Source organism: Brevibacillus brevis, from assembly GCF_900637055.1.
GTDB lineage: Bacteria > Bacillota > Bacilli > Brevibacillales > Brevibacillaceae > Brevibacillus > Brevibacillus brevis.
Genome location: NZ_LR134338.1, coordinates 5,289,305 through 5,310,339 on the forward strand (window position 1 = coordinate 5,289,305; position 21,035 = coordinate 5,310,339).

At 48.0% G+C, this 21,035-nt stretch carries 20 protein-coding genes and 1 riboswitch; of the genes, 3 read left to right on the forward strand and 17 right to left on the reverse strand.

All coding sequences use genetic code 11. The features are described 5' to 3' along the window. Positions 1-26: 26 nt before the first annotated feature. The 5 genes from EL268_RS25705 to atoS all read right to left on the reverse strand — a co-directional run bounded on the left by EL268_RS25705 (position 27) and on the right by atoS (position 5,737). The gene (locus EL268_RS25705; RefSeq protein WP_047073477.1) at positions 27-341 is read right to left on the reverse strand and encodes a DMT family transporter; all 315 of its coding nucleotides are present in this window, start codon (positions 339-341) and stop codon (positions 27-29) included. Continuing rightward, positions 338-691 carry a DMT family transporter gene (locus tag EL268_RS25710; RefSeq protein WP_106654132.1) on the reverse strand — a complete coding sequence of 118 codons (354 nt, stop codon included), beginning with the start codon at positions 689-691 and terminating at the stop codon, positions 338-340. Before EL268_RS25710 ends, EL268_RS25705 begins: the two co-directional genes overlap by 4 nt. Positions 692-834: 143 nt before the next feature. After that, positions 835-938: riboswitch (guanidine-I (ykkC/yxkD leader) on the reverse strand. 80 nt (positions 939-1,018) lie between these two features. Further along, positions 1,019-2,344, reverse strand: a complete 1,326-nt coding sequence (locus EL268_RS25715; RefSeq protein ID WP_106654131.1) for a short-chain fatty acid transporter — start codon at positions 2,342-2,344, stop codon at positions 1,019-1,021. 166 nt (positions 2,345-2,510) lie between these two features. Further along, the gene (locus EL268_RS25720; protein WP_106654130.1) at positions 2,511-3,914 is read right to left on the reverse strand and encodes a sigma-54-dependent transcriptional regulator; all 1,404 of its coding nucleotides are present in this window, start codon (positions 3,912-3,914) and stop codon (positions 2,511-2,513) included. Continuing rightward, on the reverse strand, positions 3,914-5,737 hold the full coding sequence (atoS, locus tag EL268_RS25725; protein WP_106654129.1) for a two-component system sensor histidine kinase AtoS: 1,824 nt from the start codon (positions 5,735-5,737) through the stop codon (positions 3,914-3,916). The genes EL268_RS25720 and atoS overlap by 1 nt, the downstream gene beginning before the upstream one ends. A gap of 68 nt (positions 5,738-5,805) precedes the next feature. Here atoS and EL268_RS25730 point away from each other — a divergent pair, with 68 nt between their 5' ends. After that, on the forward strand, positions 5,806-6,276 hold the full coding sequence (locus EL268_RS25730; RefSeq protein WP_106654128.1) for a low molecular weight protein-tyrosine-phosphatase: 471 nt from the start codon (positions 5,806-5,808) through the stop codon (positions 6,274-6,276). A 27-nt stretch (positions 6,277-6,303) separates the two neighbouring features. Here the strand turns inward: EL268_RS25730 and EL268_RS25735 are convergent, their stop codons facing one another. Then, entirely contained in the window at positions 6,304-7,122 is an 819-nt protein-coding gene (locus EL268_RS25735; RefSeq protein ID WP_106654127.1) for an alpha/beta hydrolase family protein, read from the reverse strand. Between the two features lie 192 nt (positions 7,123-7,314). Between EL268_RS25735 and EL268_RS25740 the strand changes: the two genes are divergently transcribed. Then, the gene (locus tag EL268_RS25740) at positions 7,315-7,698 is read left to right on the forward strand and encodes a winged helix-turn-helix transcriptional regulator (protein WP_106654126.1); all 384 of its coding nucleotides are present in this window, start codon (positions 7,315-7,317) and stop codon (positions 7,696-7,698) included. Between the two features lie 578 nt (positions 7,699-8,276). Here EL268_RS25740 and motB read toward each other — a convergent pair. The 10 genes from motB to EL268_RS25795 form a co-directional block, all read right to left on the reverse strand. Then, positions 8,277-9,086, reverse strand: a complete 810-nt coding sequence (motB, locus tag EL268_RS25750) for a flagellar motor protein MotB (protein ID WP_106654125.1) — start codon at positions 9,084-9,086, stop codon at positions 8,277-8,279. Next, positions 9,079-9,894 carry a flagellar motor stator protein MotA gene (motA, locus tag EL268_RS25755; RefSeq protein WP_106654124.1) on the reverse strand — a complete coding sequence of 272 codons (816 nt, stop codon included), beginning with the start codon at positions 9,892-9,894 and terminating at the stop codon, positions 9,079-9,081. Before motA ends, motB begins: the two co-directional genes overlap by 8 nt. A 91-nt stretch (positions 9,895-9,985) precedes the next feature. Continuing rightward, on the reverse strand, positions 9,986-10,717 hold the full coding sequence (locus EL268_RS25760) for a ZIP family metal transporter (RefSeq protein WP_048031286.1): 732 nt from the start codon (positions 10,715-10,717) through the stop codon (positions 9,986-9,988). Between the two features lie 123 nt (positions 10,718-10,840). Next, a complete protein-coding gene (def, locus tag EL268_RS25765; RefSeq protein ID WP_106654123.1) occupies positions 10,841-11,356 on the reverse strand; it encodes a peptide deformylase in 516 nt (171 codons plus the stop codon). A gap of 4 nt (positions 11,357-11,360) precedes the next feature. Then, positions 11,361-11,603, reverse strand: coding sequence for a helix-turn-helix domain-containing protein (locus tag EL268_RS25770; protein WP_007722000.1), 243 nt, complete (start codon positions 11,601-11,603; stop codon positions 11,361-11,363). 314 nt (positions 11,604-11,917) lie between these two features. Next, on the reverse strand, positions 11,918-12,505 hold the full coding sequence (locus tag EL268_RS25775) for a hypothetical protein (protein ID WP_106654122.1): 588 nt from the start codon (positions 12,503-12,505) through the stop codon (positions 11,918-11,920). A gap of 303 nt (positions 12,506-12,808) precedes the next feature. Next, entirely contained in the window at positions 12,809-13,411 is a 603-nt protein-coding gene (locus tag EL268_RS25780; protein ID WP_106654121.1) for a flavin reductase family protein, read from the reverse strand. A gap of 103 nt (positions 13,412-13,514) precedes the next feature. Then, positions 13,515-14,303, reverse strand: a complete 789-nt coding sequence (locus EL268_RS25785) for an ankyrin repeat domain-containing protein (RefSeq protein ID WP_106654120.1) — start codon at positions 14,301-14,303, stop codon at positions 13,515-13,517. Between the two features lie 89 nt (positions 14,304-14,392). Continuing rightward, positions 14,393-16,411: a hypothetical protein gene (locus tag EL268_RS25790; protein ID WP_106654119.1), complete on the reverse strand. Its 2,019-nt coding sequence runs from the start codon at positions 16,409-16,411 to the stop codon at positions 14,393-14,395. Between the two features lie 198 nt (positions 16,412-16,609). Further along, positions 16,610-18,337 (reverse strand): methyl-accepting chemotaxis protein, encoded by a 1,728-nt coding sequence (locus EL268_RS25795; protein ID WP_106654118.1) that lies wholly within the window; start codon positions 18,335-18,337, stop codon positions 16,610-16,612. Between the two features lie 176 nt (positions 18,338-18,513). On the opposite strand from EL268_RS25795, the gene solA reads away from it, so the two are divergent. Then, on the forward strand, positions 18,514-19,656 hold the full coding sequence (gene solA, locus EL268_RS25800) for an N-methyl-L-tryptophan oxidase (RefSeq protein WP_106654117.1): 1,143 nt from the start codon (positions 18,514-18,516) through the stop codon (positions 19,654-19,656). Positions 19,657-19,745: 89 nt separating this feature from the next. Here solA and EL268_RS25805 read toward each other — a convergent pair whose 3' ends face one another. Then, positions 19,746-20,576, reverse strand: coding sequence for a protein-glutamine gamma-glutamyltransferase (locus tag EL268_RS25805; RefSeq protein ID WP_106654116.1), 831 nt, complete (start codon positions 20,574-20,576; stop codon positions 19,746-19,748). Positions 20,577-21,035 lie beyond the last annotated feature (459 nt).

Here is a 21,035-nt window from a genome sequence, read left to right on the forward strand (position 1 = left end):
ATCTGCCTTTCCTTATTACCGCTCCTTTATGCTACTAATTTCAATCCTGCTACTGCTATAATCACCACGGCGATGCACAAGATCCGCAGCTTGTCTTTTGCTTCTCCATAAAACAGCATCCCGACTAGAGCGCTACCTACCGTACCAATCCCTGTCCAAACCGCATAGGCCGTTCCCATAGGGATATCTCTCATGGCAAATGACAAGAGGAAGAAGCTGAGGGAAAAGCCACCGATCAGTACCGCAAAGGAGCGGAACGAAGGCTTCTGGTTGACCTGTGTAATCCCCATCACGCCTACGACCTCAAACAACCCTGCAAAAATTAAGGATAACCATGTCATGCCACTTCACCCTCCCTCTTCGGCTTCTCTTCATGATCCGGTGTGACCAGCTTCAACCCAAGGATTCCCCCCAGAAGAAGCGCGATCAAGCCTACTTTCGTCCAGCTGAACGGTTCTCCAAACAGGACCATTTCGCTAATAACGGTACCGGCCGTACCCAAACCGACGAAGACCGCATAAACCGTACTCGTCGGCAACTTTTTCCCTGAATAGATCAAAACACCAAAGCTGATAATAATCGCTAAGACGGTAATTGCCCACGACCAAAAGCTGTCGGCGTGCTTCAAGCCCGCTACCCACATGACTTCAAATATTGCTGCTACGACAACCATCAACCAATGTTTCCCCATGTTCTGGCTCCCTCCTCTTTCTTTTACGCTTAGGCAAACAGACGAATCCGTTTTTATCGTTCCCCAAAATACATACTCATCCAAGATGGCTCAGGCTTTTTCCGAATGCAAAAAAAGCCTCGGGTGAATACCATCACAGATATTCCTCCCGGGCTTTTATCCCTCCGTGTACACGACCGTGGTCGTGGGTTTTCTCTCGGACCTGACCGGTCAGATGACTGACCGCGGAACCCTAGAAAACTCAGTACATATGCAGTTCTTTTCTTGGGGTAACTGCCCCCATCATATCAAAAAGCGCTGCGTTTGGCAATGAACGTGCGCGCATCACTAAAAAAGCAAGAAGCCCAAGCTGATAATGGCACCTGTCACGATCAGCATCATCAAGCAGTAGCCCATAATATCCCTCGCACCCAATCCAGCAAGAGCCAGCACAGGTAATGCCCAGAATGGCTGAATCAAGTTCGTCCACGCATCCCCCCAAGCAATGGCCATCGCTACTTTTGCATGGGAAACGCCCAGCTCAGTCGCTACTGGCAGCATGATTGGTCCCTGCACTGCCCATTGCCCTCCACCAGAAGGAATGAATATGTTCAGTAAGCCTGCACTCCAAAACGTGAATAGAGGGAAGGTAGTAGGCGTCGAGATGCTGATAAACCATTGAGAGATACTCGCCGCCAGTCCAGAAGCCGTCATCATCCCGATGATTCCTGCATAAAACGGGAACTGCACGACGATCCCTGTCGTGGTTTTCACTGCTTCATTCATGGCATCCAAAAACTTGCGAGGTGTTCCATGAAGGAGTATGCCCAGAAACAAGAAGCCCATGATGACGACATCCAAATTCAGCTTAAAGCCTTTATCAGCAAAATAGTAAATCAAATAAATAATTCCGAGTGTTGAGACAAGAACCGAGATCAAACGGCTGTTTTCCATTTTGGAAGCAGGAGTATTGTCGACTGCAGAATCAGTAGCAGCAGCCATTTCTTGTTGCGCTATCCCTTCGCCCTTGAATACAATCGTATCTTTTTCGGCAGGCATCATGAATCTGTTCACAATCGGGAGGACAAACATGATCGCGGCCACAATCGTCAGATTCATCGGTGAAAACATGGTTTCCGAGGTAGGAATGACCCCGATAATGTTTTCCAGGCTGTGCTTTTCCGTAGCGATCGTCAAAGGAACAGAGCCAGCAAGCCCTCCGTGCCAGACGACAAATCCACCATACGCACTGGCGACGAGCAATCGGTAGTCTACCTTTTCCACTTGATTGGCAAGAACGCGCGCCAATAGCGCACTGATCACAAGCCCAAATCCCCAATTGATCCAGTTCGCCACACAGGAAACGACTGTGACGAGTACAATCGCTTGACCTGGCGTCTTTGCCAGTGATCCCAAAGCATTCAAGCCACGCTTACAAATATTCGTACTGGCTAGCGTATGACCCGTAATCAAGATCAAGACCATTTGCATCGTAAAGCTGAGCAAGCTCCAAAAACCGCCTCCCCAGTAGTTGACCATTTCCATCGGCGTTTTGCCATTGACGATGATCCCAGCAACAAACACGAGGAAGGTCAAAATGACTGCAAATAAAAAGGCGTCTGGCAAGTAGCGTTGCACCATGCGGACAGAAGCATTCGTTACGGCTTGAAACACATTTTCATCCCCTTTTCCAAAAGCATTCGAGTACTTGTGCTTTACGATATAGCAAGAGGGATGCCAATCTGTTTTTCAAGGAAAATGAATGCGCTTTCAAAATAATTGCTCTGTTATGCTGACTACTTTTTGCACAGTATGACACTTGTTTGCGCACATCGGGCGATTAGTCTCTTTCATCTATCGCCGAATCCAATCCGTACATTTGCAGCTTGTAGAGCAGTGCCCGCCGTGATATGCCCAGCCTTTTCGCTGTCTGTAGCTTGTTGCCGCGTTCTTTGCGCAAGGCATGGGCAATGGCTTCCTGCTCAACCTGGGCAATGATTTCCCGCATGGTTCGTCCTTCATAGCTGATTTTGCCAAGGCCTATGGTCGGTTCGCTCACCGTGTTTTCCTGAATGGGGGATAAGACATGCTCTTGACCGATCACTGTTCCTCTGGTCAAAACAACAGCCCGTTCGATCGTATTCTCAAGCTGACGCACATTGCCTGGCCAGTGATAGGCGATCAGTGCTTCAGTGGCAGCAGCGGACAAGCAGAGGTCATGCTTCCCTGCCTCTTTTCCATATTTGGCTAGAAAGTGACGGATAAGCAGTGGAATGTCCTCTTTTCGCTCTCGAAGCGGCGGCATGCGAATCGGAACGACATTGAGCCGGTAGTATAGATCTTCGCGGAAAAGCTCCTGGCGAATTCTTTCCTGCAAATCACGGTTCGTAGCAGCAATCACGCGAACGTCAACCGATACAGCCTCGATTCCCCCTACCCGAATAAATACGCGATCCTGCAAAACCCGCAACAGTTTTACCTGCAAAGAAAGGCTCAGCTCTCCTACTTCGTCAAGGAACAACGTACCTCCATTCGCAAGCTCCAACAGTCCTTGCTTGCGATGAACGGCACCTGTAAATGCACCTCGTTCATATCCAAACAACTCGCTCTCCAGCAAATTTTCCGGAATCGCGCCGCAATTGACAGGAATGAGCGGCTTGTCTGCCCGCGGGCTATTGGCATGGATCGCTCTTGCAATAAGCTCTTTGCCTGTCCCGCTCTCCCCTTCAATCAAAACAGTGGCTTTGGACATCGCTACTTTTCCCACCAGCTTGTACACGTTTTGCATAACCGGACTTAGGCCAATCAAGCTGGTTCCGTTTGGATTCGCTTGCTCTTCCTCTAGGAATTGTTCGACTTCGCCTTGCTCAAACAGCTCTCCTTGTGTAAGTGCATGAGCAACGACTTGTTTGACCTGCCCCAAGTCGAATGGCTTTTGCACATAATCAAATGCTCCCAGCTTCATTGCCTCCATAACGTCACTGGCAGAACCGTAGGCAGTCATCATCACGACTCTCGGGAGCCTTCCCTTTCTCTCGTTCAAGCGGCGCAACGTATCCATACCATCTATATGAGGCATACGCAGATCCAAAAGCATGACTTGCGGGCAAAAGCGCTCGACCTGCTCCAAGGCCTCCGCCCCACTGCCAGCCTCCAGGAGCTCGTATCCCATTTTGCGCAGCGTAGTCGACAATGCCTTTCTCACATTAGCCTCGTCGTCTACGATCAGCACTCTGCTCGTCATCACAATCCTCCTTTAGCCCGAATCGGCAGTACGACAGTAAAACAGACTCCTTCGGGGGTATTTTGAGCGAAAATATGTCCGCCATACGCTTGTACAATCCGTTGGGAAATTGCCAATCCCAGTCCCGTACCTGTTTGCTTCGTCGTGAAAAACGGTTCGAATACAGCCAGCAGGTTTTCTTCCGCAATAGGCGGACCTTCATTTGTTACCTGGACATGCGCAGCATTGTTTATGTTTTGGATTTGAATCCGGATACGACCTTCCATTGGTTTTGCTTGCACCGCATTGTGCAATATATTCAAAAACACCTGCTTTAACAACTCCGGTGAAGACATCATGACAGGAATCTCCTCGTCACATACGAGCTGTACAATCACCCCGCTATAGCCCTCGACAGGTTCCATCAGCTTGAGCGTGTGCTGGATTACCTCTTGCACGCGCACAGGTACGTTCGACTCTTCATTGGGACGAGAAAATAACAAGAGCTCGTCCGTAAAACGGTTCAGACGCTCGACTTCCTCCACAATAATCCCTGTGTATTCCCGAGAGTCATGATCTTTTGGCCATTCCTCCTCGATGATCTGGGCGAAGGCTTTGATGGCTGTCAACGGATTGCGTACCTCATGAGCAATACTGGTCGCCCACTCACCTATGACCGCCAGCCGCTCAGCCTGAGCCAGCCTTGACTCCATCCTCCGCCATTGCGTGCGATCCTCCAGCACGACGATAGCCCCCAGTACTTCATCCGTCGTCTTTTTCCAAATGGAAGAGCTGACCTTCAGCCAGAGCACGCCTCTGTCCGGATGCTGATGGCGCCACATAGCATCTCGGATGGATCGACCGTTTTGCAGTGTATCCAACAGGATATGAAGGAAAGCCTCGCTCTCTGTGAAAACTTCCGTGTAATGCATCCCCTTTGCTCGACTGACCGTGAAGCCAATCATATAGATCGCTGTCTCATTCCAAGCAATCAGGTGCCCGCTTTGATCCAACGCGAGGACCCCACTGTCCATGCTATTCATGATGGTCTCCGTACGGCTGCGGCTAGCCTGCAAATCACTCGCCAGACTGTTGATCGCACCTGTAATTTCTCCTGGCTCACCGTCCATTCTTCTCAAGCGAAAGGAAAGGTCTTGGCTAAGCCGCTTCAGCCCTGACTTGATTTCTGACAAAATCACTTCAAATCGATGAACGAGCAAACCGCTTGCCGCTGCTGCGATCATACAGCCAATGCCCAAAATCGCATAAATGCTTTGTCGCATATCCGCGAGCTGTATATCAATCGTAGACATGAGCTCGTTTGCCCAAGCATAGCCGATCACTTGATCATTGCGAATGAGTGGAACCATGGCGTTCATGATGTTGCCGCGTACTTGTTCGCCGATTACTACGTCAATCTGCCGCGTCAGCATAACACTGCGACCCGGATGGTTTTCGGCAATCGATTGTCCTATGTACAAGCTCATTTCATTGCTGGGTCCATACGTCACGATGGAATCGAGGGCTGCGGAATAATAACCTACCCCAATTCCCGGGTGGGCTAACGCGATCTGATCTGTAAGCGGTTGCATTTTCTCGTTTAACACTTGGAGCTTGTACTCTTTTTCCGCCTTTTCTAATCCAGCTTCCACGACGATCATGTCAAAATCTTTCGACAGCGCAAAATCCAGCTGCTGCGTGATGGCGATCAGCTTTTGTTTCTTTTCCGCCAGTAAAGCCTGCTCTGCCGATTTTACCAATACGATTCCGGTAATGATGATCGGTAAAACGGTGACGACAATGACAGCCACGACAAAACGTATGCGGTACAGATATGTTTTCATTGCAAATGGCCTCCTTATGGTATTCTAACATACAGAAGCATCACACATAGGAAGAGAGGAACGTACATATGACAACAGTCTTGTTCGTTTGTCTGGGCAATATTTGCCGCTCGCCCATGGCCGAAGCTGTATTTCGCCATCTCGCAGAATCGGAGGGGCTGGCAGGGGATGTATCCATCGACTCAGCAGGGATTGGCGGTTGGCACGCAGGTGAACCTCCACACAAAGGTACGCAAAAGGTATTGACCGAGAATGGGATCGCGCATGACACACTGCGTGCTCGCCAAATTGTTACACAGGACTTCTCGGAGTACGACTATATCGTCTGCATGGATGAGGAAAATTTGTCCGCACTCAAGCAGATGGCACCGTCAGGGAAAAAGGTGTACCGCCTGCTCGACTTTGCCGATTCTGCCCAGGAACAAAATGTGGAGGACCCTTATTATACGGGGCGATTCACGTATGTGTATGACCTGGTGAATGCGGGGTGCCGCGGACTGCTGAACGAAATCAAAGCCAATATCGCAAAAAAGGGATAGCCCCGTCACCAGGGCCATCCCTTTTTCTTATACGGCAACCGTCTCCTTCTCAAGCAGGCGATTCAACCAGCTCTTCGTACTCGCAATCAAGCGTTTGTAGCTGTCTGCCGAGGAAAAGGTATGATCTCCCCCTACAACTACTTCTGTTTCGCAGTTCCCCCGTTTCCGCAGATGCAGCTCTCGCTCATAGTGGAACATGGCATCTACCGCAATGACGTCATCCCGATTGCCATGCAGGATTAACACATCTCCCTCAAACTGCTTGGCTTGGCGCAGCGGAAGAGCGGTACCCAGCGACTGGAAAAAGCGCTTCTCCAAACCATAGCCCAAATGATCCGTTATACCGTATGAAAGGGCCTCCTTGTATTCCTTTTCCCCCACGATCCGAACGATATCGTCAAAAGGACGCGCTACCGGTGCCCACAGAATCAGCGAGTGTATTCGTTTATCCTGGCTCGCAGTCAGTATACTGACTGCTCCACCCAAGCTATGCCCTAACAGGCACACCCGCTCCTGATCTACCTGTTCCAGCGTAAAAACGTGGTCGAGAACATCACGTGTTTGTTCAAGCAGGACGTCCAAACCACCTGCCCCATAATTGCCGTCGCTTTCCCCGCAGCCTCCGTAATCAAAGCGCAATACGCCAAAACCCTGTGAAGCTAATTCTCTGGCAGCTTTTACAAACAAGCGGTTCACTCCAATCCGACTGCCGATAAAGCCATGGCAAATGACAACCAACGGGTATTTCACTCTGGTCTTGCCTGTTGTGCATGTAGGTTCATGCAAGGTAGCCGTCAACGAAATCGTGTCGCTAGGTATTTGCAAAATCTGTTCCAAAGAACTCACCTCTTTTATTTTTAGTATTCCGAGTTGTTTACTTAGTTATCGTGCTTATTATCTTCATTTTCATGAACGCTGTCAAGATGAACCGGAAAACTCAATGAAAAATCATCCCGCACCGTTTATGATGGAAGAGAACGAGGCGCAACATATTGCTAGAGCGGTTGCACCGAAGATAGGATTGTGAGGAGAAAAACTATGTCCGACTTGCGGAAAGAAACCTTGGAAAAAATAAAAAACGGTGATTTCACCTGTTCCAAGGAGCTGACCTTGTCTATGTTCAGCGGAAAATGGAAAGTCGTGATCCTGTGGCATTTAGGGGTAGAAGGCCCGCATCGCTTCAGCGAGCTGCAGCGGCTGTTCCCAAAAATCACACACAAAATGCTGACGAATCAGTTAAAAGAGCTAATCGAAGACGGGATTGTTCACCGAGAAGTATACCCTGAGGTTCCCCCGCGCGTGGAGTATTCCATGACGGAGTTGGGGATGACTTTATTGCCTATAGTAGAAATGATGTATGAGTGGGGCGAAATGCGGATGGGGCAATTGAAGCTGGCATTGGGGGAGTCGTCCTCTGACTAGCTGCTGTGGTGGGAGGAAACAGGAGAAAACGCTCAGATTCTTGGAACACCTGCAGGGAAGTTGGGGGTGCCCGGCTCCGTGAAAAAAAGAGAAACCGCGTCCAAAGTAGTTCATCAGGATGTACCTCAGAGGTGGACGCTAAAGGCAGTTTCTCTTTTTTTCACTGCGCCTCGGTAGGTGTGTCCAAAGATCTTCGCTGTTTTCTCCTGTTTCCTCTGCGAACTTTTGTGATTCCACCCGCTTTTTAAAAAGAAAAATAGACCCCATGAATGCTGCTTTCAAAGATGTAAACAATAGCCGCTTGGGAAGAAGCACATTTCCAGTCCTAGCGCCTCTGGAGCCCTACTTAGCTCTGAAATAAATGGCGGGGGTTTTCAGCTTCAACCTCTGCGAATACATCCTCGAAACTCTACTTTTGAAGCGCTCCCGCTATTTATTTCGGAGCGGACAGTCTAACCCCTTGCGGGGCGTAGGCCGAAGCGTAGACTGGAAATGGGCTTCTTCCCCTCCACTACAGCTACTATATATAAACAAAAACAAAAAAGGATAGCCTCCCGAGGAAGCTATCCTTTTTGTTATTACGGATTCACAGTATTTTTCGGAGGAGAAGCCAGATCACGCAGGATCGCTACCTCTACCCGTCTGTTTTTTGCTCTGCCTTCTGCCGTCGTATTCGGCGCTACCGGATGGTATTCTCCCAAGCCTGTTGCGCTGAACTTCGTCGGGTCTAGGTTCTTGTTTTCCAAAAGCACCTTCAAGAAGTTAACTGAACGTTTGGCACTGAGATCCCAGTTGGACGGGAACTCTGCACGGCGAATCGGCACATTGTCCGTATGACCAGTTACGGTCACTTTTTTCGGGTGAGGCACCAGCATCGCTGCCATTTCAGACGCAAGCTTTCTCGCTTCCGGTTTCAGATCAGCTTTACCGGAGTCAAAAAGTGCATTGTCCAAGATGGTGATCAGCAGTCCTTCTTCGGTCAGCTTGGTCTGGAGCTTGTCCTGCAGCTTGTTTTGCTGAATGTATCCGTCCAGCTTTGTCTGCAGCTTTTTCAAGTCCTCTGTCTCTTTGCGGACTGCTTCTTCCAGGCGCTTCTCTTCTTCTGTCTTCTGTTTTTCTGCTTCCTGTGCGCCTTTGTGCAAGGTTTGCTGCTGAAGTTCCGGGTCTAGCGGTACCGGACTCGGGTAGTTCATGACACCCACACCGCCATTCATTGCAACGTTGAAGGACCGAACCATTTGGTCGAACTTCTTCGCATCCATCTCGCTAGAGGCGAACAACACGATAAACAAAGCGAGCAGAAGGGTGAGCAAGTCCGCGTATGGAATTAGCCAAGACTCGTCCATATGCTCTTCATGATGAGCATGTCTCTTTGGTCGCTTAGCCATTTACCGCAGCTCCTTCCTCCCTCTTCTCTTCCTTCATTTCTTCTTTCATTTCTGCACGCTCTTGGTACGGGATGTAAACCAGCAGCTTTTGTTCAATCGCAGTCGGGGACACACCCGCTTGAATGGAGAGCAATCCTTCGACCATGATTTTTTTGATTTCGATTTCTGCCTTTGATTTCCGTTTGAGCTTGGTTGCGAATGGATGCCACAGTACGTAACCCGTGAAAATACCGAGCAATGTCGCTACGAACGCCGCCGCAATGGATACACCCAATGCATCAATGTCACTCAAGTTACCCAGAGCCGCAATCAGACCGACAACCGCACCCAATACCCCGAGTGTCGGAGCGTAGCTTCCCGCTTGGCTAAAGACGAGCGCACCCGCCTGATGGCGCTCTTCAATGGCGTGAATTTCTTCGTTCAGAACATCGCGAACAAAATCCGGTTCCCCACCATCAATGATCATTTTCATGCCGTTACGCAGAAATGGGTCTTCAATCTCATCGGAAGTGTTTTCCAGTGCAAGCAATCCTTCGCGACGAGCGATGGAAGCCCAGTTCATAAACTGACCGATCAATTCTCTTTTTTCAGGGAGCTTTTCCTCTTTAAAAATTATCTTGAAAAGAGCAGGAATACGTTTGATTTCCGACATAGGAAATGCGTTAAAGATAGCAGCAACCGTACCTACGATGATGATCATAAATGCTGCTGGATTCAGTAATGCCATCGGACTCGCATGCTTCAAGATCATCCCGACCACTACTGCAACAATACCTAAAACTATACCTATCAAGGTAGACTTTTCCATCGTGACACTCCCTACTTCCATTATCGAAATCTATCTATATATGGTTTCGGAATTTTTGCTCTCACTTGTGAGGCTTTTCGAAAAAAACCGCTCATCCGAACGACTGAACTAGTCCAATCATGACCAAAAGTCCTAGGATGAATGAAAAAGTCGCGGAACGAGCATGACCATCTCCATGGCTTTCGGGGATGAGCTCCTTGTAAACGATAAACAACATCGCGCCTGCGGCAAAGGAGAGCCCGTATGGCACCAGCCCTTGAACCACAGAGGTCAGGTAATAGCCACAGATCCCAGAGACGATTTCGACTGCTCCGGTCATTGTAGCCAATATAAAGGCCTTTAAGCGACTGACCCTTTGATTGATCAGGAAGAGAGCCACCAGGAATCCTTCAGGTGCATTTTGCAGACCAATTGCAAAAGAAATCAGGCCACCCAAGCCAGACTGTTCACTCGAATAGCTCACGCCAACGGACAAGCCCTCTGGAATATTGTGCAAGGTAATCGCGGACAAGATCAGCAGCGATTGCGAATCCATTGAAATGTTGATTCTCGTATGCTCCAGATCGATATGCGGAACGATGCTTTCCAACACTGTAAGCATCAATGTTCCGGTAAGCACTCCCAAACAAACGATAATAAATGGCGCGCTCTGAAGTGCCTGTGGGATCAGACTGAATGTCGAGGCAGCCACCATAATTCCAGCCGTAAACGCCAGCAATATATCCCGCCATCGATGTGATACCGACTTAAAAAAAAGGATAGGCAAGGCGCCCACACCAGTAGCCATGGCAGAAAGAAAGCTACCTATCAGTAGTTGTTCCATGTATGTTCCTCCACGTAATAATGCCGCTCTTCAGATGATACCATTTAGGTTCACGTAAAAGATATCCGGAACAAACGGCCTTCTACTATCATATTTCCCTAATGGAGACGGTACGCCTTTTTGTTAGGCCTTTTTTGTTAAGCGAATCACATCCAGCAAATCGATTTTTTGCCTTGTTTTTTCATGATACAGCCATTTTTCCTGAACATGATCCACAAATAAAATTCCGTCTAAATGATCGATTTCATGCTGGATACAAACAGCAAGGAATCCGTCTCCCTCAAGGATCACTTCCTCGCCTTGTCTGTTCAACGTCTTTACCTTTACATGCTCGGCTCTCTTTACATTGCCATAGTAACCCGGAAAGGATAGGCAAGCTTCCATTCCGATTTGTTCGCCACTCCTTTCTATAATTTCCGGATTAATGAGCTCAATTAATCCATCTCCGCAATCCATGACAACCACTCTGCGCAGAATGCCTACTTGCGGTGCGGCAAGGCCAGCACGGCCGTCCGTGGCATATAAGGTTTCAGCCATCTCATCCAGTAGCTTGAACGTTTTGGCATTGAGCTCATCCACTGGCTTGGCTACTTTGCGCAAGATCGGGTCTCCAAAAGGCAAAATCTGTTTCACTGCCATATGATTATGCTCCCTTCACTCGATTAGGCGGTGTATATGCCCACAAGTCATTTGGTGTACACTCCAGAGCTGTACAGAGTGCATCTAGTGTCTCGGCTTTCATTTGTTTGGGTTGACTGGTTAGTAAAGCACTGATGGAGGCTGGAGACAGACTGTAATTTGCTTTCTCTTTCAACAGCCTTGCTAAAGCGGCTCCCGTCCAAACTCCTCTTTCTGCCATTACTTTTCGCAACATCCAGACAAGCATCTTTTCACCCCTCAAAATTTCGGCATTAACTTATTTTATTAGGCAATACCTAATATACCATATTTTAGGCATTGAAATCAGGTAAAATGACCTTCTCAGTCCTCTGTAGATTCACTCTATTACTACTACTATCCTTGCCACTCGGAACTTTAGCCTAAAAATAATGCCCATGCTTCACAAATATAAAAAAGCAGGGAACATCCCTGCCTTTTCATACCAGAAAGTATAGTGAAAATAAATTTCAGATGTAGTCTGACATAAACTCTCCCTCTGTCAGACGAAAGCAAACTGCGACTCATACGATTACTGCACCATTACTTAATGGCATTTAGAAGTTCTTCTTCGTGAATGGAAGGAATTGCATCTGACTCAAAAACATTTTTATATTCTACCTTTGACGAATTCGTTAATGTTATACCTTTTGATGAGCTTGCCATAAAAAGCTGATTAGGCGTATTAGGTACTAAGATCTCTTTCCCAAGTGTTTCAACATAACCGCCATTTAAAAATAAGAGGTAATCACCTTTATCAATATCCTGATTTTTTTGTTCGACTATATTTACTATGTCCTTACCTTTCCCCATATCAATTCCTATCAGACGGTATAATTCTATGGTATCTCCATCTTCAATCTTTTGATTAGTAAGATTATTGTAGACTTTATTTACTTTTACCTGATAGACGAAGTATTTGAGCTCTCCAACCATTTCTTCCTTATATTCATTTGGAATTGTAGCATTGACAATTAGTTTAGAGTCATTGGCAATGTCCTCAGCAGATTTAAAAATTTTAGCCAAAGCAAAACTCTTGGAAGAGGGGCGATCTCCTTCTTGATATATCCAAGCTGAACCGATACCTACAACTAATGCAGCTACGGTTACAATACCATATATTTTTTTCATGAATTTTCACACCTCATTATAAAGTTTTGTTTCTATATAAGTATTGTAAGTTGTCTTTATCATATTTCGTTGGCCCATCCATATCCCAATCAAAAACGTCATCCTCATCCATAATCGAATCAGTACCACTTTTTGTGGTAAACTTGCATTTTCCAAATTATTGTATTTAATTCATATGATACAAACGAATCCAACGCAAGCCAAACAAGTTGACATAGATAATGTATCGATGTCAACTTGTTTCTAAGAAGATTTTCAATTCTCGATTAAATGAAGTCTTGACGATAGAGAAATAAGATGGGTCTACGTTTCCGATCGATATGTTTTTCCCAACTGATCACCCAGACCAAAATAATGGCGGAAGTTGTAGATCAGCGGATTCCATGCTTGAGGGTTCACGTGATGAGCACTTTGGACAATCTGTTTGTCTGCATGGACGTGACGCACTTCTGTCTCCACGATTGCAAACATGTCGGCATATTCTGGAAAACGGATTGTGCGGACGACTGCTTCGAGTTGAAGCGGGCATTCTCCTACTCGCTTTGGACGAACGATAGCAGAGTCAACAGAAGTCAGCTTGGCGGCCTGAAACTTATCCGCTTCATAGCAGAAGCCCAGCTCCTTTTTGTAGTCGGGTACAGGATTGCGGCCTGTCAGCGGTGCTAATGCTTCTACCTGCTGCCACATGGAAGCATCCGGCAAATTGATGACACACTCCGGCCGCTGACGCAAATTTTCCAATCCTTGCGAGCCAAACCCGAGTCCCAGAATGACATAATTTCCTAACGCCCATGACGATGAAATGGGACTGATATTCGTTGTTCCATCTTCATTTTCAGTCGTCAACAGGACGACGGGAGTTCCGTAATACAAAATCTTCGGTTGGATGGTAGTATGGCTTGTCATGAACACAGCCTCCTTTGACTAGAATCACTCTTGCTACGACTCATTCTAGTCGAGGATTATTTCCATCGCGCTCGAAGTGTGATTGTATGCTTACCTCCGCAAATTAGCGTGCTCCCGCTTTTTGCAGGATTTGTACAATCTCGTGATAACCTCGTTCTTTTGCACGATACAGAGGGGTTTTTCCTTCGCTATCCGAGATGTTCACATCAGCACCGTGGTCGATTAACAGTTGAACCATCTCTTGTTGTTTTTTTCCCCCATCGTTCAATACGATTGCTTCCATCAACGCTGTCCATCCCGGATTGTTCACATGGTTGACGTCTACATCCGTCCGGCTAAGAAGTTCCTTTGCTACTTCCACATACCCATGTTCTGCCGCTGGAATCAAAGGTGTTCCTCCGAAGCGGTTGTAAATCTTCGTATCTGGGCCAGCATCGATCACCAGCTTCAAGATTTCTAGGTATCCTTCTGCTCCCGCATACAAGAACGGATTATCTTGCCGGTCGTCCTGAATATTGATGTCAGCTCCTGCTTCAATGAGTACTTTCACTGTTTCCACGTGATTGCCGTGTGTAGCCGCCATCGCCGCTGTTCTTCCACGATCATCCTGTGCATTTATCTCAGCCCCTGCTGCCAAGCTCACCTTGACTTCATCGGTTTTGCCCTCGGCTGCGGCAGAGAGCAGTTTTTTGTTCCGTTCTTTCACTTCTTCTTGAGAGAGTGTGGTTTTTTTCCCTGGTTGAGTCTGTTGCTGCTGCGGTGGCTGTGGTGTTGCTGGTTGTTGTTGCTGCTGATGTGCAGTCGTTACAGCCGGAGCTGTTGTGGACGGTTCATCCATGCAACCAGTCAACAGCATTCCGAATGGGATTGCAGTGAGAATGAGTTTGTACATTTGGGCACCTTCCTCCTTGGTATGTCATTGAGATATAAGCCCGGTTGCGTACCGAGCTTAGATTGAATGTTAAGAGGTTTCGTTCGTGATTATTTTGTCGTGAAGGTCAGTCCTGCCCATTGCCCTACAGGAGTAACGGAATACATGGTGTTTGGTTCTAATTTGCCGCCGTTCATGATCTCAAAGATTCCCGTAGCGCCTTTGCGTGTTGTGACCTTGTATTGGGCAACAAGCTCTGCCCCGTCTGGTGCGGTAAGCGTTATTTGGCGGAATGCAAACAGTTCATCACGCGGATCCGTGCTTAATCTTACCTCCAGCGTGGTTTCGTTTACTTCTTTTACAGAGCGAATCGTAAGCGGATTGATCGCTTTTGCCGTGAACGTGGCATCCTTAATATCGGCCCAATCAGATGTAACGTTGTATTCTACACCTGGAATCAGCGTCTCCCCTGCTGGCAAACGGAATTTTGGCTCCTGACGGCCATCTGTGGCTTGTGTAAATGGAACGTACGTCGCTACGATTGGCTCGCCACCCTCTGGTGTGATGTATACTTGTGCTGTTCTCAGAGATGGAATGATCTCATAGCTCTTTCCACGGTAGCGATTGTTTTCATCCAATATAAAGTCCAGACCATTTCGTTTTCCGGCATAAGACGCAATCACATTTTCATAGTCCGTTACGCCAGCGCGCAGGCTTGATTCGATCTCAATCGTATCATACGCTACCTGACGGGCTTCGACCATGTCCAGCCTATCGCTGTTTGTTTCAAACGTGCCTGCCTCGTCGTCTTTGTATGTCAACGTGTAAGTCATGTCGGAAGCCTGAGATGTCGTTGGAACAAAGTAGGTAGCTGTTGTCCCTGTTTTTAACTGCGGGATATTGCGAATCGTCAAACCATTATCAAATTGAAAATTTTCCTGTGCTTGCGCAAGCGCCAAATCTTCTGTTACGAGTGGAGCAGAGAAGGTAACTTCCAATGTAATCGGATTGAGCGACTTGATGCTCTGTACTTCTGCATTTTCATCTGGTTGGGCATCCGTTGTAACAGACACGTTTCTCGCTGTAGCCCATTCGCCTACTGGTTCCACCTGATAGGTGACATTTGAAGCCAGCTCTTCGCCGTTCATGATTTCAAACGTACCCGTTGCTCCATTGCGCGTCGTGAATTTGTATTGGGCAACCAGCTCTGTTCCATCTGGAGCTGTCAACGTGATGCGGCGGAGTGGAAAAATCTCTTCGCGCGGGTCGCGTCGCAGTGTGACATCGAGTGTTGTTTCACTTGTTGCTTCTACAGACTGGATGGTGAGTGGGTCGATATCTTTCGCCGTAAAGGTAGCGTCACGGAAATCAGCCCAATCAGCGGTAACCGTGTAAGTGACACCCGGCTCAAGCTGCTCTCCCTCTGGCAGACGGAATTTCGGTTCTTGACGACCATCCGTATTCTGGGTGAACGGAACGTAAGTAGCCATGATCGGCTCACCGTTTCTTGGTGTCAGAGTTACTTGTGTACCGCGCAAGGAAGAGATGATTTGGTATTCCTTTCCTTTGTAACGGTTGTCCTCATCCAGTTCAAAGTCTAGACCGCCTCGTTTGCCTGCGTACGCTTCGATTACATTCCCGTAATCCGTTACGCGGTCACTCAGGCGCGACTCTAGCTCAATCGTATCATTGTCTACTTGACGTGCCTCTCTCATATTGATTTGTTCTGTGTTGGCTGTGAAAGTGCCTACTTCCTCGCCTTTGTAACGGAAGGTATACGTTGTTCCTTCCTCTTGCGGGGTAGTAGGTACGATGTAGGTAGATTTGAATCCAGTTTTTAGCTGTGGAACATTTCGAATGGTTAGGTCGTTATCAAATTCGAAGTTTTTCTGTGCGTTATTGAGTGCCACTTCTTCTGAGCTGAGCGGCTCTGCAAAGGTGATCTCTAGTGTAATGGAATTCAGAGACTTGATGCTCGATACCTCAACAGCTTCGCTTTCGTCCTGCTTATCATGAGAGGCTGCTCTCGCTACTGTATCCATGTTCAGAACGTTGAAAGGAACCGCTACCCCTGTTCCGAGCATCGACGCGAGTAAAAGTAGTGAGAGGTGCTTTTTCGTTTTCTTCATACGATCATCTCCTTGTCTACGATGGGGGATCAACCCTCTGAATCTATCGTAGTCGGTAGAGATAAACTCCTACTAAACCTGTTCTTAATGAACTATTTCCTAAAGATTAACTTTTTCTAAAAAAATGACAGTGGAAAAAAGAAAAAACAAAAACGCCAATCACGTTGGCGTTTTTGCGTTCGTTTGTACGGTATATGCCTACACCTTAAATCGGCGAATCATATGCTGCAACTCTTCTGCCATATTGGAAAGAGCTGTCGCTGACGAAGCGATTTCCTCCATAGAAGCGAGCTGCTGCTGTGTTGCAGCCGAAACGTTTTGCGTGCCATCAGCAGTCAAGTCGGAAACTTCGCTGACCAGCTCCATCGCTTGTACGACCTGTTCGGAATGGGCAGACACTTCCTGGGCAGATGCAGACACGTCGTGAATCTGGTCGGCTACTGTACCAATCGAGTTCTGAATTTGACCGAAAGTTTCGCCTGCACGATGAACGACGCGAATTCCTTCCTGTACTTCCCGGGTGCCTGTTTCCATCGATTCCACCGCGACTTTTGTATCTGTCTGGATCGTACTGATCAACTGCGCAATTTTTTGGGCGGACTGTGCTGACTGCTCTGCCAGCTTCCGTACTTCATCTGCAACAACCGCGAATCCACGACCGTGCTCTCCTGCACGTGCTGCTTCAATTGCTGCATTGAGGGCAAGCAGGTTGGTCTGATCCGCAATACCTGTGATGACTTCGATGATCTCCCCAATTGCTTGAGAATGATTGCCCAAACCGTCTACCACGGATGCGAGCTCACGCATGGAATCGTGGATCGCATTCATTTGCTGAACGGCTGCCTGAATCGACTGGTTCCCTTCTCCTGCCATGTTGGCGACTTCGCTCACCATATTGGATGTTTGCTGTGCATTATTTGCAATTTGACGAATTCCTCGTGACATATCATCTATGGATTTCGCCCCATTCTCTACACTCGCTACCTGTCGATCAACGCCTGCTGCCACTTCTTGAACAGTAACAGCAATCTGTTCGGTGGCCCTGCTCGTCTGATCTGCACTTGCCGTCAATTGCTCAGCCGATGCGGCTACCTGCTCGGAAGTCCCGCCTACCTGACGAATGACAGTAGTTAAACTGCTGGTCATCTCATTGAACGAATTCGCCAGATCCAAAATCTCGTCACGACTTTTGACAACCACTGGCTCCACTCGCAAATCACCATCAGCGACTTTCTTCATCTCTTCCATCAAAAGCAAGATCGGTCGACGGATGCTCGCAGTCAGTACGACAGCCAGCGCTACACATGCGATGACAGAGATAACCATGACAATAATCAGGTCCCGCTTGACTGACTCATACAGTTGGGCACTTTCCGTGCCAGCGCGTTGTGCTCCCTCACTGTTGTACGTCATCATGGCATCCAAATATTTCTTGCGTTCTAAAAACAATTCACTGCCTTTTTTCTTTATGCGATCCAGCTCGGCCATGTCTGCATCGGTAGCTGGCCTTCTGATATCGACTTTTTTGGCGATTGCCACGTATTGCGGATTGAATTCCTCGTATTTTTTCAGCGCCTGCTTCAATCCTTCATAATTGTTACGGTCCTCTTCGCCAAAAACCGTTTTTTCATAGCTGGCCAATAAGCCGTCCATATAGGCAAATTGGTCTTCGATTTGCTGTGCGTACTTGTTCTTGTCATCCATGCTCTCAGAAGTAAGCATGGTTTGCGTAACGCCGTAAACGGTTTCCAGTGTCATGTTGATCTTCAAAATATCTTCCAAACCTGGGCGCCAATTCGTATTCATTTCCACCATCTTCTGATTCATCTGCTGCATCTTGGTAATGGTCGTAATCCCCATAAACAGCATGATAACCAGGATCAGCGCATACGCACTAGCCAATTTTTTTCCGATCGTCCATTTCATTTCGTAAACACCACTTTTCTTGACTTATGATGATAGCGTAATCACCTTTTCCCTCCCAACTGATGGAATAAACCTTATTGCGCACAAAAAAATGGATCTTAACACAAAAATTAAAATCCACAATTCAGAAAACTCCTGTAAGATAGATGAAAATAAAACGGAATGGAGGACTGATGATGCAAAACTACGACGTTATTATTGTTGGAGCAGGATCGATGGGAATGGCAGCCGGCTACTATCTGGCGAAGCAGGGCGTGCGTATACTCATGATCGATGCCTTTGATCCCCCACACACGCTGGGTAGCCACCATGGGGATACCCGTATCATTCGCCATGCGTACGGAGAAGGAAAACAATACGTCCCGCTTGCGTTGCGGGCGCAACAGTTGTGGTCAGAATTGGAACAGGCATCTGGTATACCGGTCTTCGCCAAAACAGGCGTTTTGAACGCTGGACCCCTGAATTGTACTTTCCTGAATGAAATTCGGGAGAGCGCCGAGCAGTACTCCCTTCCCTTGGAGGTACTCAGTGCCGATGAGATCATGCAACGCTGGCCAGGAATAAACCTGCCTGCTGATTACTACGGTTGTCTGGAGCCTACTTCGGGTGTACTTTATTCCGAAAACGGCATTCGCACCTATCGAGACCTCGCCCTTGCCTCAGGAGCTACGCTGCTGACGAACACGCCAGTCACGCAGTTGGAGCCAACAGGAAATGGGTTCATTGTGCATACGGAATCTGCCAGCTACCGCGGCGATAAAGTCCTTCTATCCGCCGGTGCTTGGAATGGTTCACTCCTTGACTCGTTGGGCTTGTCCATCCCGCTCACGCCTACCCGCAAAACGGTTGCCTGGTTTGGTGCAGATGAGAGCAAGTACAGTGCGGATAGCTTTCCTGCCTTCATCTTTCGCCTCGATGACTCCATGTTCTACGGATTTCCCAGCTTTGATGGCAGCGGTGTAAAAATCGGACGCCATGACGGAGGACTAGCCATCGATCCCGATAAACTGGAACGTACCTTTGGCACCTATTTGTCAGACGAAGGAGATGTTCGTTCCTTTTTGGAAGCGTATATGCCTGGGGCAGCCGGACCATTGCGACAAGGCAAGGTATGCATCTACACCATGACACCGGATGAGCATTTCGTCATTGATCGTCATCCTGAACATCCACAGCTTGTATTTGCAGCAGGCTTTTCCGGACACGGTTATAAATTCGCCAGTGCGATCGGGGAAGCGACCAGCCAACTGCTGGTAGAGGGAGCATCTTCCCTTGACCTGTCTATGTTTTCTTGGAAGCGATTCTCCTGTCCATCATAGCGGTTGTTCAAAAAACCGCCTTTTTGAACTCGCACTTATGAGTGAAAAAAGCCTCTCGCCGTATTTATGGCAAGAGGCTTTCATTCTTTTTACCACTCCCAAGACAAAGAACCGATCTGCGCTGTAATTCGACTGCTCACTTGTATGGGGTGGCCGGAAACTCGCATGATAGAACGACCGTTGTCGTAGGGAAACAAGTAGGCGAAACCAGGCCGAGTCGCCTGATTGACCAGATAGGCAGACCTCATTGCTCCCTGTCTTCGTTGCTCATTCAAAAAGGCAACCATCTCATTTGCTCGTTTGATCCCCGCACCATGCCCGTAATACAAGCCATTGCCGAGCACTACTGCATTTTCCCCTTGCCACTGCGGTGTCGCGCGATCGTAATCAGGATTGGCAAAATAAATCACATCACCAGGCAAGAAGGTATTTGTCCGTAATGTTTGCAAGTCCAAATCCTGATCGTATCGCCAGTCATAGAGCAAGATGTCCGCAAACATTCTCTCAAAGTCGGGTAAACGAATGGACTGCAGGACTGCATGATAAATAATAATGACCATCGCCGTAGCGCACTCCGTGGCGTATTTTTGGCCCTCACGAAAAATATTGATAATTCCGCTGGATGGCAGCACTCCCGGTCGCAAGCGGAATCCGCCCTGGTCTGTTCGAATCCAGTAAGCTGGATTGGCGCGAGATTCTTCAAAAGTAGAAAAGGCCAGGCCGCTTTCGTGCAGTGCCAAGGCAGACCTCACCAGATGATCGCGCATTTTCAGTTCAAATTGCAGGAGCTCCGGAGTCGGATATTCAAATACTTCATCACTTCGCGCCATACTCGCTACCGTTTCACGCTGTACCGGATTTAATCCCCATTCCGTTGCCAACGAGGCGGGATGAACCGGTCTCCCCGCTATGACGATCATATACAACCTCCCCTTCACACACTGTCCTTCTTATTTGTATGCGAATGCCTATGTCCACGTGATCGACTAAAAACCATGAGTCAACATAGTGGTGGAGAAGAAAAAGCACAGTTCTCTTCGACTCTGACACGCCAAGCCGGGGGAATTCACTGGACGTCTCCACTACAAAAAGGGGACCGTCGAGCCAAAGCCACCCTACGGGCGGAAGTTTCTCAAGGGAGAAGTGTTCGACAAGCGTGGTCCCCTTTTTGTAGTTCCGACTGGGTAGGCGTTGTCAAGGTCTGCGAGCCCTGTGCTTTTTCTTCTCACTAGCCTTGTGCGGTAATCGGTACCTTTTAACTTAGAAATCCCCCGCCTGTTTAACCAGACGAGGGATTTCCTTTTTAGCCTTGTGCTTGCTTGACTGTATGTGGTGTCGGGGTCGGGACGTGCTTAAGCGCGGGAACACACTACACTTTT